The sequence below is a fragment of the Nocardia carnea NBRC 14403 genome, from assembly GCF_000308515.1.
Taxonomy (GTDB): domain Bacteria; phylum Actinomycetota; class Actinomycetes; order Mycobacteriales; family Mycobacteriaceae; genus Nocardia; species Nocardia carnea.
Window position 1 is genome coordinate 113,681 of sequence record NZ_BAFV01000125.1, and the last position, 13,803, is coordinate 127,483.

Here is a 13,803-nt window from a genome sequence, read left to right on the forward strand (position 1 = left end):
CCGGTACGCGCGGGCCGGGGCAGCCGCGCGGCTCAGATCCGGAGCTCCTGGGCTTTGGTCTTGGCGCCCTGCACCATGAGATGGAAGGCGTCCGGATCGCCGCGCAGTAGGGATTTGCCCAGATCCTTGATCTGTTCGTAGGAGGCGTGCGGCGGAATCGGTGGGACATCCGGGTCGCAGCGGACATCGAGCACTGTGGGACTGGGGGTGGCCAGCGCCCGGTCCCACATATCCCCGATATCGTCGGGATGGTCGATGGCGATCCCCTCCAGGCCCATCTCGTGTGCCAGATCGGCATAGGGCACATCGGGAAGGTTCTGCGATTCCTCGAATTTCGGCGCACCGCCCATGGCGCGCAGTTCCCAGGTGACCTGGTTCAGATCATTGTTGTGGAATACGCAGACGATCAGCCGGCGATCTTCCCAGAGGTGCTGGTAGCGCGCGATGGTCATGAGTTCACCGAGCCCGTTCATCTGCATGGCGCCGTCGCCGACCAGCGCGATCACCGGCCGGTCGGGATGGGCGAATTTCGCGCCGATCGCATACGGCACACCGGGCCCCATGGTGGCCAGCGTGCCCGACAGCGAACCACGCATCTCGCCGCGGAAGCGCAGACAGCGCGCGTACCAGTTGGTGGAGGATCCGGAATCGGCGGTGACGACGGCGTTCTCGGGGATCCGCTCGGACAGTTCGGTGACCACCCGCATCGGGTTGAGAGGTTTCGCCTCGACCGCCGCCTGCTGGGCGATCGTTTCCCACCAGCGCGCGACATTCTTCTCGACGGTGTCCCGCCACGAACGGTCCGTCTTGCGTTCGAGCAAGGGAATCAATTGCCGCAGAGTGGCCTTCGCATCACCCACCAGATTCACCTCGGTGGGGTAACGCATCCCGATGAGCGCGCCGTCGATATCGATCTGCACCGCACGGGCCTGATCGAAATCCGGCAGGAACTGGCTGTAGGGGAAATTGGACCCCACGATGAGCAGGGTGTCGCAATCGCGCATCAGCTCGTAGCTGGGCCGGGTGCCGAGCAGTCCGATGGATCCGGTGACGAACGGCAGCTCGTCGGACAGCACATCCTTGCCCAGCAACGCCTTGGCGATCCCCGCGCCGGTGATCTCGGCGACCTCGAGCACCTCCGCGGCAGCGCCACGCGCCCCCTGCCCGATGAGCATCGCGACCCGCGAGCCCCGGGCGAGAACTTCGGCCGCGCGTTCGATCTCCGCCGCCGGCGGAGTGAGGGTGGTGTGCTGGCTGCTGGGCGGGCTCGACGGCACCTGCTTGAACGCGTGCTCCGGCGGCTCGTAAGGCTCTTCCTGCAGGTCCGCGGGCAGAATCAGCACAGTCGGTGCGCGCCGCGCCATCGAAGTACGGAAGGCGCGATCCAGCGCGTTCGGCAGCTGGCTCGCGACATTGACCTCGACGAGATAGTCCGACGCGACATCCTTGAACAGAGATTGCAGATCGACTTCCTGCTGGTAGCTACCACCCATCGCGCTGCGTGCCGTCTGGCCGACGATCGCCACCACCGGGACATGATCGAGTTTGGCGTCGTAGAGGCCGTTGAGGAGGTGGATGGCGCCGGGCCCCGAGGTCGCGGTGCATACTCCGACTTCCCCGCTGAACTTGGCGAAACCGGTCGCCTGGAATGCCGACATCTCTTCATGGCGCGCCTGCACGAACCGGGGCCGGTTGTCGGCCCGGCCGAAGGCGGCCACGAGACCGTTGATCCCGTCGCCGGGGTATCCGAAGACCTGCTCGACACCCCATTCGCGGAGACGTTGCAGTACGTAATCGCCCACCTGCAGCGACATGAGTCCTCCTGGTTCTGTGGATGGCGCGGCGTCGCGGGCGGCCTACCCGCTCGGCGCCGGTTCAACCACGAGGGGTGCGGGCCGGCTCCGGCCGGGCGGGCGGACGGCGAGGCGCGGTGGCCGAACGCCGAAGCCCCGAATGTTCGTCCCTACCACGGTGTACGTATTCCGGACGACACCCTGAGCTCGCTGCAGTGGGCGCGACCTGCACCGGACAGCGACTATCTGTCTCCGGTGAAGAACCTGCACGGGCCCAACCCCGTATCTCCGGTGCCGCCGATCGCGCCGCCGCCCGGCGTGCTGCGGTTCGGGGATGTCCGCGTGGGCGTGCCGGAGTGGTTACCGAGGGAACAGGCGATCCAGCTCGACGACGGTGCCGCGGTCACCGGAGCCCAGCTGGCCACATTCCTGGACTCGATCGGTATGGAACGCACCCGGTCGGACCGGGTAGCCGGTCAGACCCTCGGCGCGGCAGCGCTCGGGGCCGCGGCCGGTGCGGCGGTGGCCGCGCCGTTCGCGCTCGTCGGTGCCGGTGTCGGCGGGGTGATCGGACTGACTGTGGGCTGCCGTTCGCGCCGATCGGGCTCGGCGCGGCACCGCTGGGTGCGGCCTACGGCGCGGCGCTCATGGCCGCCCCGCTCGCGGCGGTCGGGGCGGGAACCGGTGCCGGTATCGGTGCCGCACATGCCCTGAGTGCGCCGCCGCGGGCCCTCGGTCCGGCGCCGGCCGAGGGGCAGTGCTCGCGAGCTGATACCGGCCCCCCGGGGCCACTCCGGGCCGGGGGTCAGGCCGAATGCGGCAGGCTGGTGAGCGCCCGGACCGCGTCGGCCAGCGGGATCATCCGTTCGGACTGTTCGGCCAGCAGACCCATTTCGATGTACTGGCGGATCAGGATGGACGGGGTCACCCCGTGTTCGGCGGCCTTACGCCGGACCCGGTCGCGCATCTCCGGTGTCCATTTGAACGAGGTGGCGACCATGCCCTGTTCGATCCGGTCCGCGGCCGGCGGTAGCGGAGGCAGGGGAGCGGTGTCGTCGTAGGTGAGTGTGTTCAGGAAGTCCTCGGCCGCCTCGGGAGTCCGGGGGTAGCCGGGGTCGGGTTCGTTATCGATCATCTCGGGTCGCCTCCCATGCGGTGTATTCGGCGAGCTGGTGGGGCCGCATCGGGCTCGCCAGCAGGATCTGCCAGCGGGTATCGGCGCGGAGCCACCGCAGCAGCACGATCAGGGTGCGGCCGTCGTCGGTACGACCCCAGACGGTCGCGGTGGGTAGTCCCTCGCGGCTCGTCGCCGCCCGGGGCCACCGCCGCGGCGAATACAGCACCTCCAATACTTCCCAGGGCTCGATTCCGCTGCGGTGGAGCAGGTCGTACGCTCCGGCCCACCATTCGTATTGCCCGTGATCCACGGACAATCACGATAATACCCTGGTATTACCTCCGTGGCCCAGAGCCCGTCCCGGGGAGCACGGTCAGGCGGGCGCGGGCACCGGGGTGTTCTGCCGCGCCGCGACCCACCAGCGCCCGCCCTCCCGGACCAGGACGTACAATGCGACCATTGCGGGATCGTGGTCGATGAGTTCGCCGTGCGCGGTGACCGCGCGGGCCGTCTTGTGCGCGATCGCGATATCCGGGCGTAAGAAAACGATATCGGTCACCGCATAACGCACGTATTCGTCGGCCAGGAAACCGGACAGGCCGCGCCGAGCGGCATCCAGGAGGGCGTCGTAACCGGCGATGATCATGCCCACCGCGTTGCCTGCAGCGGCGTCGGCGGTGAATCCGCTGACCATCAACTCTGCATCGTTGGTGTTGTAGCCCGTTTCGACGTCGGCGACCAACTGCCGGATCGCGGCGATATCGGCGGTGTGGTCGACCGTGCTGTCCTCGACCGAAGGGCGTTCGTATGCTGGTGTGCTCATGAGAACAGCCTGCAACCTCAACATAAGTTGCGGTCAAGACGAGTTGGGCCGAGCGGGCGAATTGTGGCGACCGTCATGGACCGGTCAGCGCAACTGAACCACAGCCGTCGCACGGCCGAACACCCGGCGGCCCTGGTGCCGGGCGGTGAGCGCGATCGTCGCGGTCCGCGCGGCCGGATCGGTCGCTTTCACCCGGCCACCGAACTCGATCTCGGCGCCCTCCCGCGTGACGAAGACCGGACTGGTCAGCCGGACCGCATACTCCCGGAGAGCGCCCGGGTCGCCGAGCCAGGAGGTGACGAAGCCCGCGGCCGTACCGATCGTCAACATGCCGTGGGCGACCGGGGCCTCGAGATCGACGCGATCGGCGACCGCCGCACTCCAATGGATCGGGTTGGGGTCTCCGGAAACTCCGGCGTAGTTCACCAGATCCCCGATCGTGAACCGCACCGTCCGGGCAGGCAGCTCGTCGCCGACATGCACGGTATCGAAATCGCGGACGCAGGGGCCGGGCGGCGGTTCGGCGCCGGGCAGGGCGGGTCGCGAGTCCGGCGGGCGGACGGCCGAACCACCATGCGGGGCAGGAGTGGTGCGATCGGCACCGGGCCGGAAACCGTGCATGAGGACACCGGCACCCAATTCACCGAGGTCGGGTCCCGCACCGCTGCGCCCGACCACATCGGTCCGGGAAACCAGGACCAGCGCGCCGTGCTGATCGGTGACCACGGTTTCGAACGACATGAGGTCGCCGCCGAACGCGTGACGCACCGATTCCAGGCAGACCTCGAAGGACAGGGCGTCGCCGGGGCGAATCGGCCGGTGATAGCGGATCACCTGATCGGTCTGCATGACCTGGCTGAGGTCGTAGCCGGTCATCACCGATTCGAACATCTCCGTCTGCGCCAGGAATCCGGGCACGGAGAACAGCGTCGGCGGGGCGATCAGGCCGGCATATCCGTAATCGATACCGGCGTCCTCGGACCAGTGCACCGGATGGTGATCCTGGACGGCGCGGGCGAACTCCCGGATCTTCTCGCGGCCGACCACATAGTGGTCGCGGGCGCGGTAACGCAATCCCACCGGGAGTTCACCGGCGACGAAACCGCCGCGGGTGGAATCGATTACATCCTCATGAACCATGAACTCGAACCTTACCGAGTCGATATCGATAGTGCTGAGCGACTGCCTTGCACCCCGGCGCGAGGTAGATGCGCCGCCACGGTCGTCACCCGATATTCGCCGAGAGGTCCGGCAGCATCCGCAGCGCCTGATCGGCCCAGTTGTTCCACGCGTGGATACCGTGGGAGGGGAAGTCGTAGTGCACATTCTGTGCACCCAGCGTCGCCATCCGTACCTGGAATGCCCGGGTGTTCACCAGCGCCAGTGCTTCCAGGCCCATTCCGTTGACGGTGCCGATACTGGGGCCGTCGGTTGCGGTGGGCAGCCCGCTCGCGGCCGAAACCCACAGTCGCGTGTTGTTGGCCACCAGACGGGGCGCGGCGACGAACGGGTCGATATGCAGCCATTTCGGATCCCACGGGGCCGCCATCGAATCCACGTTGTACCCGCCGGCGTCGACCATCGCGACCCGGATCGCTTCCCGCATACCGGGCGCGGAGATGTTCAGGTAACCGGAATAGGAACCGGCGAAACTGAACTGACCGGGATAGTGCGCGGCGAGGGTGAGTGCGGCGCTGCCGCCCATCGACAGGCCGAAGACGCCGTTGCGGTGGCTTGCGAAACCCAGCCGGTCGCGCAGGGCGGCCGGCAGGTCGCGGGTCAGGAAGGTCTCCCACTTATAGGTGTAGGACTTCCCCGGACCGGCCGCCAGGGCCTGTAGCCCGCCGGAGCCCGACGCCGAACCCGACGACGATCCGTTCCCCGAGCCGGTTCCCGGCGGTACGCCGAGGAAGGTGCTGGGGGCGTTCCAGTCGGTGTAGAAGCTGGACTGCCCGCCGACCGGCATCACCACATTGATATTCCATTCGGTGAATTTCCGGGCGATATCGGTATCGATCTCCCAGCCGCTGAGGTCCTCGCGGGCGCGCATACCGTCGAGCGCGTACACCACCCGGGAGGTATTGCCGTCGGCGGCGCGGAACACCCGGGATTTGATGGGCCCCATGGCGGAGTCGACCCAGAAATCCATACCCGTGGGGTCGAAGGCGGCCCGCGCGGCGGGAGCGCCACCGCTGACCAGTGATACTGCCTGGATCATCACGGCGAGGGCGGCGGTGGCCAGCCAGAATCTGCGGCGGCTGCGGAAGGCGGGGACCGCCGGTGACAATCGCATGAGGGAACAGGGCCTTTCGTCCGGTGTGAGCACATCGTGCGCACGACCGGCTGCCGCCGTCCGTGCGCTTCCCGACCGGTGCCGAACAACGCGTGGCCCTGCCACGGCATCGGCGTACCGGTTTCTATGTCGCTCCCGGAGACTGTTCTGTTACCTCTTTGTGATGTGTCACGCGCCCGGGCAGGGACGCCTATGACCGGTTCCGGCCGGCCACAGTGGCCGCCGGACGGCCTGCTCCGTTACTTGTGGGCCTTCTTGTACGCCTCGAGCACCTCGGCCGAGATACGGCCACGGTTCGAGACCTCCATACCGTTCGCGCGGGCCCATTCACGGATGGCCTGGGTCTGCCGGGGGTCGGACGCGGCCTGGGCCGGACGTTTGCTCTTCGTGACCCGGCCGCCGACCCGGCGCGCGTGCGTAGCCCACCCCCCGACGATGTCGCGCAACTTCCCGGCGTTGTGTGCCGAGAGATCTATCTCGTAGGTGACACCGTCCAGAGCCAGGGTGACGGTCTCTTCCGCCGGTGAAGTTCCGTCGTAGTCGTCGACCAGCTCAACGATGACCTTGCGCGCCATGCATTCCTCCGAAAGTGGGCATATTGTCCCGACAATCGTAGCGATATCCTTACGGCGCACCGGAACCGGCGGCGGTCGCGACAGATGGTAGGGGTTCCGCCGCGGCGGCGCGCGGGATCTGCTCGGCAGGGCGGCGAAGACGAGCCGGTGCCCGGCTATCCGACCCGGGTCGTGTGGAACTCCTGAAATGCGCGCAGCGTCTCCTGCGGAGCTTCCAGTTGCGGATAGTGGCCGACAGCGGGCAGTTCCACCACATCGGGTTCGTCGACGAGGTGGCGATAGCGGCGCACCATCCGCTCCCCGGACACCGGATCGCGTAGACCGTCGACCAACCGGACCGGGACCTGCGGCCGGATGAGGGCACCCACCCAGCGCTGCCGATGCGTCCGCCGTTCGGCCATATACCCCATCAGCTTGTGGCCGTTGCGTTTCCCGTGCTTACTGCACCACAGCAACCAGAAACGATGCATGTCGTCGGCATCGGGCCTGCTGTCGGGCCCGAACACTGCGGCCAGGCTGTGCGCGAAGGTACCTTCGGTGCCGAACCGGCCGACCAGCGGCCCGAGCGGGCCGGCCAGGAGCCGCTGGATGGGCCGCGGCCGGTGGGCCTCCGGGAAGAGTCCTCCGTTGAGCAGGCAGACCGATTCGATGATCAGCGAGGTATCACCGACGGCCCGGCGTTCGGCATCCCGGGCCAGAAGTTCCTGGGCGACGGTATCGCCGTAGTCGTGCGCGAGGATGTGGAAACGGTCGATGCCCTGTTCGCGCAGCAGCTGCTCGCACAGATCGGCCTGATCGGTGATCGTGTAGTCGTACTGCTGCGGTTTGGCCGACCAGCCGAAACCGATCAGATCCGGGGCCAGGACGCGGGCGAACTGTTCGCACAGGTCCGGCCAGATCCGGTGCCAATCCCAGGACGCCGTGGGGAACCCGTGCAGGCACAATAGTGTTCCCGCCGAACCGGTTCCGCCGGGCTGCCAGAAGATCTGGTGTCCGCGATGGGTGAAACGCTGTCCGTTCGACCGCCAGCTCGCAAACTCGTCCATGGTCACAGCATGCCCCGCCGCGGCCCCGGGGTCGAGCAGGTCCCGGGCGCGTCGGCCCGCACAGGTTAGGGTCGGTGCCGCAACCATCGAGGTCCAGACCCGACCAACCGTCCAGGAGGCCCGCCGTGCGGATCGGCATTCTGCTCAGTGAACGATCCGGAAGCGACGCCCTGCGCGCGCTCACCGATGACCTGCACCGGACCGCCGAGGAAGGGTTCGTCTCGGCGTGGATGTCGCATATCTTCGGCGTAGACGCGCTCACCGCGCTGGCGGTGGCCGGTAGCCAGGTGCCGGAGATCGAGCTCGGGACGGCCGTGGTACCGACCTACCCGCGGCATCCGGGCGCGCTCGCCCAGCAGGCCCGCACGACCGCGCTGGCGGTGGGCCCGGACCGGCTGACCCTCGGTATCGGACTGTCCCATCGCGTCGTCATCGAGAACATGTTCGGGTACGGATTCGAGCGGCCCGCCCGCCATATGCGCGAATACCTGTCGATTCTCGGCCCCCTGCTGGACCGGCAGCCGGTGTCCTATACCGGTGAAACCCTCACGGGGAATCTGGAACTCGGGATTCCGGACGAGGGCCGGATCCCGGTCCTGCTGGCCGCCATGGGCACCCGGATGTTGCAACTGGCCGGGCGTCGCGCCGACGGCACCGTGCTGTGGATGACCGGGCCGGCCACGATCCGGGACCATATCGCCCCGACCATCACCGCGGCCGCCACGGACGCCGGCCGGGCCCCGGCCCGTATCGTCTGCGCACTGCCGGTGCTGGTGACCGACGATGCCGACGCCGCACGGGAACGGGCGGCCCGCACCTTCGCCACCTACGGCACACTGCCGTCCTACCGGGCGATGATGGACCGCGAGGGCGCGGCCGGCCCGGCGGATCTCGCGATCATCGGCACCGAGGAGCAGGTCGCCGCCCGGGTGCGGGAGGTATTCGATGCCGGTGCCACCGAATTCGTCGCCTCGGTCTTCGCCGGTGGCGCGGAGGCACAGCGCACCCGGGCGCTGTTGTCCGGTTTGCTCGGCTGACCGGCTGACGGGGCGCCCGGCTGACCGGCTGACCGAGTGCCTGAGTGCCCGGCCGGTCGATCGGGCCGGCCGGGCGGTCCGGCTGATCAGCCCGGCCGCGTGATCATCACCGGGCAGGCGGCCCGCTGGATCAGCGACTGACTGGTCGAACCGAGCAGCAGTCCGCGGAATCCACCCCGGCCGCGGCTGCCGACCACGACCAGCTGAGCGCGCTCGGACCATTCACGCAGATGCAACGCCGGGGTCGAGGGATACACCTCGCGCCGCACGGTGACCTCCGGGTAACGCTGCTGCCAGCCGGCCAGCCGCTCGGCGAGCACCGCCTGTTCCGCGGTCTGCAGATCTTCGGCCGGTATCTCGATGAAACCGGTACTGGCGAATTCGGTGAAGGTGAGATCGCTCCAGGTGTGGACCGCGACCAGTTCGGCTCCGCGTTCGGAGGCCTCGGCGAAGGCGGCGGCGACGGCGGTATCGCTGACCGGGCTGCCGTCGACGCCGACCACCACCGGGCCGCTCGTGATGTCCTCGGCGTCCTCGCGGACCGCGACGATGGTGCCCTGCCCGTGCGCCGCGACCGCCAGAATGGTCGATCCCAGATGCGCGATGGCGCCGCCGCGACGTGAACCCAGCACCACCATATGCGCGGATTTGGACAATTCGATCAGCATTTTGGCGGGGCTGTGCTCGGAGAGCAGGGTGTCGGCCGCCAGGTCCGGCGCGGCCTCGCGGACGACCTGCACGCCGGTGGTCAATGCCTGCTCGCCGTGTGTGCGCAGGGTCTGCACGGCTTCGTCCACCATCGGCTGATAGGCGACCAGCCAGGTCTTGGCCGGGGTGGAATTCATCCCGTAGGCCAGGACCAGCCGCCGCCCGCGCCGGGCGGCCACCGTGGCGCCCCAGCGGATGGCCGAATGGGCGGCCGGGGTACCGTCCACGCCCACCACCACGGCAGCGGATACGAGCCGATGCGGATCCTCCGGGTTATCGGTCATGCTCCCGAGTATCCACCCGGCAAACCGTGCCGGTCCTATACTGCGGGCGTGTCTGCACGATTGCGTGTCGCGGAATTGTTGCTCGCCGGGCTTCCCGATGCGGCCAGGAATTCTCGTCGGCGGCTCGCCGTCCATGGGGCTTGTCGAATGCCGTGAAATATGCAGATCATGATCACGTGCTGATATCGGATGGGGTGATCGGACTACGGCCGATCGAGGTCGCCGACGCCGCTGCGCATCTGGCTGCCCAGGATCGGGAGTCGGTGCGCCGGACGGCCGGGCCGGGCACACCGAATACGGTGGCCGAATTCGAACGGTGCGCCGCGGAGTGGGCCGCCGGCGGACCCAGGAAAACATTTGCCGTGGTGGCCGTATCGTCGCATGCGCTGGCGGGGACGCTGGATGTGATGCTGGAACCGGACTTCCTGGCGAAACGCCAGGCCGATATCCGCTATGGAATCCACGCGCCGTGGCGCGACAATGGAGTGCCCGGCCGGACGATCGTGCTGGCGTGCCGGTATCTGGCCCGCAACGATTTGGCGGACGAAGCGATGCTGCGTATCGACAGGGACAACAAATCGGAGATCGCGCTGGCCCATCAGCTCGGATTCCACTACCACCGCAGCAGCATCGACTCCGAGGGATACCTGGATTGGTTCCTCCAAGCCCTGTGACCGGGGGATCACGCGCCTTTACGGGTTCGCTTCTGAGCGGTTTTGCGTGGGGCTGTCCTGCGAGCTTTCGCGGTGCCGGAGCTCTTCTCACCGGTGGATTTCGTCCCGCCGGATTTTCCACCACCGCGGCCACCGGACTTCTCGCCACCGCGGGCGCCGCTGGCCTCCAGGCTGCGCTGCAGCGCAGCCACCAGATCGACCACTTCGGCATCGGATTCCTGGGCCGGTTCCGCGGCGCGTTCGGCAACCTTTCCGTCGCCGCTGGCGATCGCCTCCTCCAGCAACCGCTGTAGTTCGACCTGATATTCGTCGGTGAATTGATCGGGGTCGAAATCGTCGGACATCGATTCGACCAGGGTTTCGGCCATTTTGATTTCCTGCGGCCGGGGCGCCTTGGCCTCCTCCAGCGATTCGAACGATACCGAGCGCACCTCGTCCGGCCACAGCAGCGTCTGCAATACCAGCATTCCGTCCCGCACCCGCATCGCGGCCAGCCGGGTCTTCTGCCGGAGGGTGAAATGGACGAGGGCGGTGCGGTCGATACGTTCGAGTGTGGCGGCCAGCAGGACATAGGCCTTGGGCGTGGTCGAATCCGGCTCCAGATAGTACGTCTTGTCGTAGAGGATCGGATCGATCTGTTCCGACGGGACGAATTGCAGAACCGGGATCTCGTGTTTCTCGGCCACCGGCAATTTGGCGAAATCATCGTCGGTGAGCACGACCTTCTCGCCTTCCGGCGATTCGTACTGTTTATCGATATCGGCGAATTTCACCGATTGCCCGCAGACGGAGCAGACGCGGTCGTATTTGATCCGGCCGCCGTCCTTGGCGTGGACCTGGTGGAACCGGATGTCGTGGTCCTCGGTGGCGGTGTAGACCTTCACCGGGACGTTCACCAGCCCGAACGCGATCGAGCCTTTCCAGATTGACCGCATCACTCCATGATGACCGAACGGGACCCGGCGTGCGAGAGCGCCGGGAGATGGAGTGTCGCGGCGGCGAGCCGCGCGCGGGTACCGGGCGGCACCGCCGCGAACAGCCGGGTCATCGCGGTGACGGTTCCGGCGAGATCGGCGTGACCGGACAGATAGGTGCACTGCAGACCGAGATCGAGCTCGAAGAACGCGTCGAAGAATCCGGGAAGCTCGTCCGGCGGCAGTGCGAGCAAGGCCCGGAGCCCGGCGCGGCGCAGGCGATACACGGCCCGGGCAGTATTCGATGTGGCCGGCTGACCGGCCGCGATACCTCCGGCCGCTGCCAAAGCAGCCCCCACGCTGTATCCGGTGGCCGGATGCAGGTACCCGCCGGCGGCGCCGAATCGGCCGGCCCCCGGGGCGCCGCCCACGACCGGGAAGCGGACCCGCTCGACCGGTTCGTCGCCGCGCACCGGGATACCGCGAGCCCGTAACCGGCAGCGCAACCGCCGGGCGAGTTCACCGAGGTCGATCGCCGGTGCGCCCACCAGGCAGGTCTCCTCGAACAGAACCCGGCCGCCGCCGAGCGGGATCGTGTACAGGAACGAGCGCGGGGAGCCGGGATCGGTACCGTTGTCGGCGCGCCAGTCCATGAACAGGGCCGGCTCTTCTTGTCCGGGATCGTCGAGAACGAGTCCGTAGGCCGTCTGTTCGGCCCGGCCGGCCCGGCGCCGCAGGCCGCGCGCGTCGATGACACGATCGGCCCGCACCGTCCGGCCGGAATCCAGGGTGACGGTATGCCGATCGAGGGTCGTTACCCGGCCGGTGAGCACGGTGGCCCCGGTGAGATCGAGGCTGTGCTGGAGGCGGCCGGTATCCAGTATCGAGTACGGCCGGGGGATCGTATGCGCGCGCCGCCCGTGGGCGTGCGGCCGGACGACTGTCGCCGCGACGGTCGTATCGTCCAGCCAGGACGGGAGTTCGTCGGTCCAGGCAGCATAGGTCGCCTGCCAGCGTCGTTGCGGATTCGGATCGATCGCGACAACCGCCATACCGCGCACCAGGCATCGGTGGGCGAGCGCTCGCCCCGCCGGGCCCAGACCGCAGATCACGATATCGGCGCGCACGAGGAGGATCGAAACACGACCGGGACGATCCGGTGTCGGCGGGGTACGGGGATCGTGGTGCGGCTCGGATCGGCCGCGGAATCTACGGACGACGGTCCACATGTCCGGTACGAAGACCTGTCCGCGTGCCCCTGGTCCGTGCGGGGGCTGTGCGAAGGAAATTCTCGATCAGGGAAAGCGGGTGTCCGGCGGGCGAATCCCGCCGGACACCCCGGTGATCACTGGGGCGTCGCGCCGTAGGGTGCCGCGGTGTACCCCTCGGCCGCGCCGATCGCCCCGCCGACAGCCGCGCCGACGGCCATCGCGGGTGCCGCGATCACTGCGTAGCCGATGGCCGCGCCGAGCACCGGGCCAACGACGAGACCGATCGGCAGGAATGGGACACCGGAGATCAGCCCGGCGACTGCGCCGACCATCGCGGAGGTGGTCGAGATCGGGGAGGCCAGCGTATTGGCGACCGATGCCCCGATGGCCGCGGAACCCACGGTCTGTGCGGCCATCCGGTCCGATCGGCTGCGTTCCACGCCCACCGAATCGTAGAAGGTCGCCACCTGCGCTTCCGCCTGTGCGGCGGCGGTATTGATCTCCCGGACATCGAACGGCGGCGCGTCCATGACGACATTGCCGATCCGGAGCTTGCCGGGCGGCGCCTCGATCGGCGCTACCGGCGCCACCGGCATCGGCGCGTGCAATTCGCCCTGCGGAGCGAGGTAGGCGTGCTGGGGTAGCGCCCGGGTCGCCGGGGTGGGGGCCGGTTCGGCGACCGCCGCGGGGGCCGGCTGTGCCGGGAGCAACGGTGCCGCCGCCATCCCGAACGTATCGGTAGCGGACCGCACGGCCACCCGGGTCGCATCCTGGACGGCGACGGTGAGATCGCGGACCGGGTCGGGTGTGGCGGAGGCCGGCTGGAGCGGGTTCGCCGGTAGCGCGGGAATCGGGGGTGACGCGGGTGGAGCGGGGAGTGCTTCGGCATTGGCCGTACCGGCGCCGATCAGTGTCGCGATGAGCGGAACCGCGCCCGCCGCTACCACCGATCCCGCTGCCCGCCGAGCCGGACCGGTAGCTCTGTGCTTACCCATGGTCGCCTTTCTCCGGGAAATTGTCGGTTTGCCAGACATTCGGACCGGAGCGCCCCGCGGATGGGATCATCCTGTTCAGACCGCTGGGCAAGGCGATCCGGAACCGGTTGCGAAGACCGGGCGGAGCGGCGATAACGGGTGGTTTGCGGTCGGGAGGCGGTGACCATGCCACTGGTTGTGCAATCGATCGGACAGACTCGATTCGACGCGGTGCCCGGCGAACAAAACCGGGAACCGGCGCCGGGCCGTGGCGGTTCGGCGTCCGGGACGCCGAGACCGGTTGGGCAGACTGCTCACCGGTAGCCGTGCTGCCCGGGGTCCGGCTGCGGGGCT

The 13,803-nt window shown here is 68.3% G+C and carries 15 protein-coding genes; 3 read left to right on the plus strand and 12 right to left on the minus strand.

Going from position 1 to position 13,803, the window contains the following annotated elements; genetic code table 11:
- Positions 1 to 32: 32 nt before the first annotated feature.
- On the minus strand, positions 33 to 1,814 hold the full coding sequence (locus tag ON22_RS33295) for a thiamine pyrophosphate-requiring protein (protein ID WP_033241980.1): 1,782 nt from the start codon (positions 1,812 to 1,814) through the stop codon (positions 33 to 35).
- Between ON22_RS33295 and ON22_RS33300 the strand changes: the two genes are divergently transcribed.
- Positions 1,782 to 2,507 carry a hypothetical protein gene (locus ON22_RS33300; protein ID WP_174375650.1) on the plus strand — a complete coding sequence of 242 codons (726 nt, stop codon included), beginning with the start codon at positions 1,782 to 1,784 and terminating at the stop codon, positions 2,505 to 2,507. The genes ON22_RS33295 and ON22_RS33300 overlap by 33 nt on opposite strands.
- Before the next feature lie 91 nt (positions 2,508 to 2,598).
- Here the strand turns inward: ON22_RS33300 and ON22_RS37350 are convergent, their stop codons facing one another.
- The 7 genes from ON22_RS37350 to ON22_RS33335 form a co-directional block, all read right to left on the minus strand.
- Complete coding sequence (locus tag ON22_RS37350; protein ID WP_033241981.1) at positions 2,599 to 2,928, minus strand: hypothetical protein; 330 nt, start codon at positions 2,926 to 2,928, stop codon at positions 2,599 to 2,601.
- Positions 2,918 to 3,220, minus strand: a complete 303-nt coding sequence (locus tag ON22_RS33310; RefSeq protein WP_033241982.1) for a hypothetical protein — start codon at positions 3,218 to 3,220, stop codon at positions 2,918 to 2,920. Before ON22_RS33310 ends, ON22_RS37350 begins: the two co-directional genes overlap by 11 nt.
- A gap of 63 nt (positions 3,221 to 3,283) precedes the next feature.
- Entirely contained in the window at positions 3,284 to 3,733 is a 450-nt protein-coding gene (locus ON22_RS33315; protein ID WP_033241983.1) for an SgcJ/EcaC family oxidoreductase, read from the minus strand.
- Between the two features lie 84 nt (positions 3,734 to 3,817).
- On the minus strand, positions 3,818 to 4,873 hold the full coding sequence (locus tag ON22_RS33320; RefSeq protein ID WP_051158402.1) for a fused (3R)-hydroxyacyl-ACP dehydratase subunits HadA/HadB: 1,056 nt from the start codon (positions 4,871 to 4,873) through the stop codon (positions 3,818 to 3,820).
- 85 nt (positions 4,874 to 4,958) lie between these two features.
- On the minus strand, positions 4,959 to 6,026 hold the full coding sequence (locus tag ON22_RS33325; protein WP_033241984.1) for an alpha/beta hydrolase: 1,068 nt from the start codon (positions 6,024 to 6,026) through the stop codon (positions 4,959 to 4,961).
- Between the two features lie 239 nt (positions 6,027 to 6,265).
- Complete coding sequence (locus tag ON22_RS33330) at positions 6,266 to 6,601, minus strand: histone-like nucleoid-structuring protein Lsr2 (RefSeq protein WP_033241985.1); 336 nt, start codon at positions 6,599 to 6,601, stop codon at positions 6,266 to 6,268.
- Positions 6,602 to 6,756: 155 nt separating this feature from the next.
- The gene (locus tag ON22_RS33335; protein WP_033241986.1) at positions 6,757 to 7,647 is read right to left on the minus strand and encodes an alpha/beta fold hydrolase; all 891 of its coding nucleotides are present in this window, start codon (positions 7,645 to 7,647) and stop codon (positions 6,757 to 6,759) included.
- Between the two features lie 125 nt (positions 7,648 to 7,772).
- Between ON22_RS33335 and ON22_RS33340 the strand changes: the two genes are divergently transcribed.
- Complete coding sequence (locus ON22_RS33340) at positions 7,773 to 8,684, plus strand: LLM class F420-dependent oxidoreductase (RefSeq protein ID WP_033241987.1); 912 nt, start codon at positions 7,773 to 7,775, stop codon at positions 8,682 to 8,684.
- An 86-nt stretch (positions 8,685 to 8,770) separates the two neighbouring features.
- Here the strand turns inward: ON22_RS33340 and ON22_RS33345 are convergent, their stop codons facing one another.
- Positions 8,771 to 9,676, minus strand: coding sequence for a universal stress protein (locus ON22_RS33345; RefSeq protein WP_033241988.1), 906 nt, complete (start codon positions 9,674 to 9,676; stop codon positions 8,771 to 8,773).
- 176 nt (positions 9,677 to 9,852) lie between these two features.
- Here ON22_RS33345 and ON22_RS33350 point away from each other — a divergent pair, with 176 nt between their 5' ends.
- On the plus strand, positions 9,853 to 10,350 hold the full coding sequence (locus ON22_RS33350; RefSeq protein WP_033242466.1) for a GNAT family N-acetyltransferase: 498 nt from the start codon (positions 9,853 to 9,855) through the stop codon (positions 10,348 to 10,350).
- Between the two features lie 8 nt (positions 10,351 to 10,358).
- Here the strand turns inward: ON22_RS33350 and ku are convergent, their stop codons facing one another.
- The 3 genes from ku to ON22_RS33365 all read right to left on the minus strand — a co-directional run bounded on the left by ku (position 10,359) and on the right by ON22_RS33365 (position 13,470).
- Positions 10,359 to 11,285, minus strand: a complete 927-nt coding sequence (gene ku / locus ON22_RS33355) for a non-homologous end joining protein Ku (RefSeq protein WP_033241989.1) — start codon at positions 11,283 to 11,285, stop codon at positions 10,359 to 10,361.
- Positions 11,285 to 12,391 carry a lycopene cyclase family protein gene (locus tag ON22_RS33360; RefSeq protein WP_231508040.1) on the minus strand — a complete coding sequence of 369 codons (1,107 nt, stop codon included), beginning with the start codon at positions 12,389 to 12,391 and terminating at the stop codon, positions 11,285 to 11,287. The genes ku and ON22_RS33360 overlap by 1 nt, the downstream gene beginning before the upstream one ends.
- Before the next feature lie 218 nt (positions 12,392 to 12,609).
- Complete coding sequence (locus ON22_RS33365) at positions 12,610 to 13,470, minus strand: hypothetical protein (RefSeq protein ID WP_156052212.1); 861 nt, start codon at positions 13,468 to 13,470, stop codon at positions 12,610 to 12,612.
- Positions 13,471 to 13,803 lie beyond the last annotated feature (333 nt).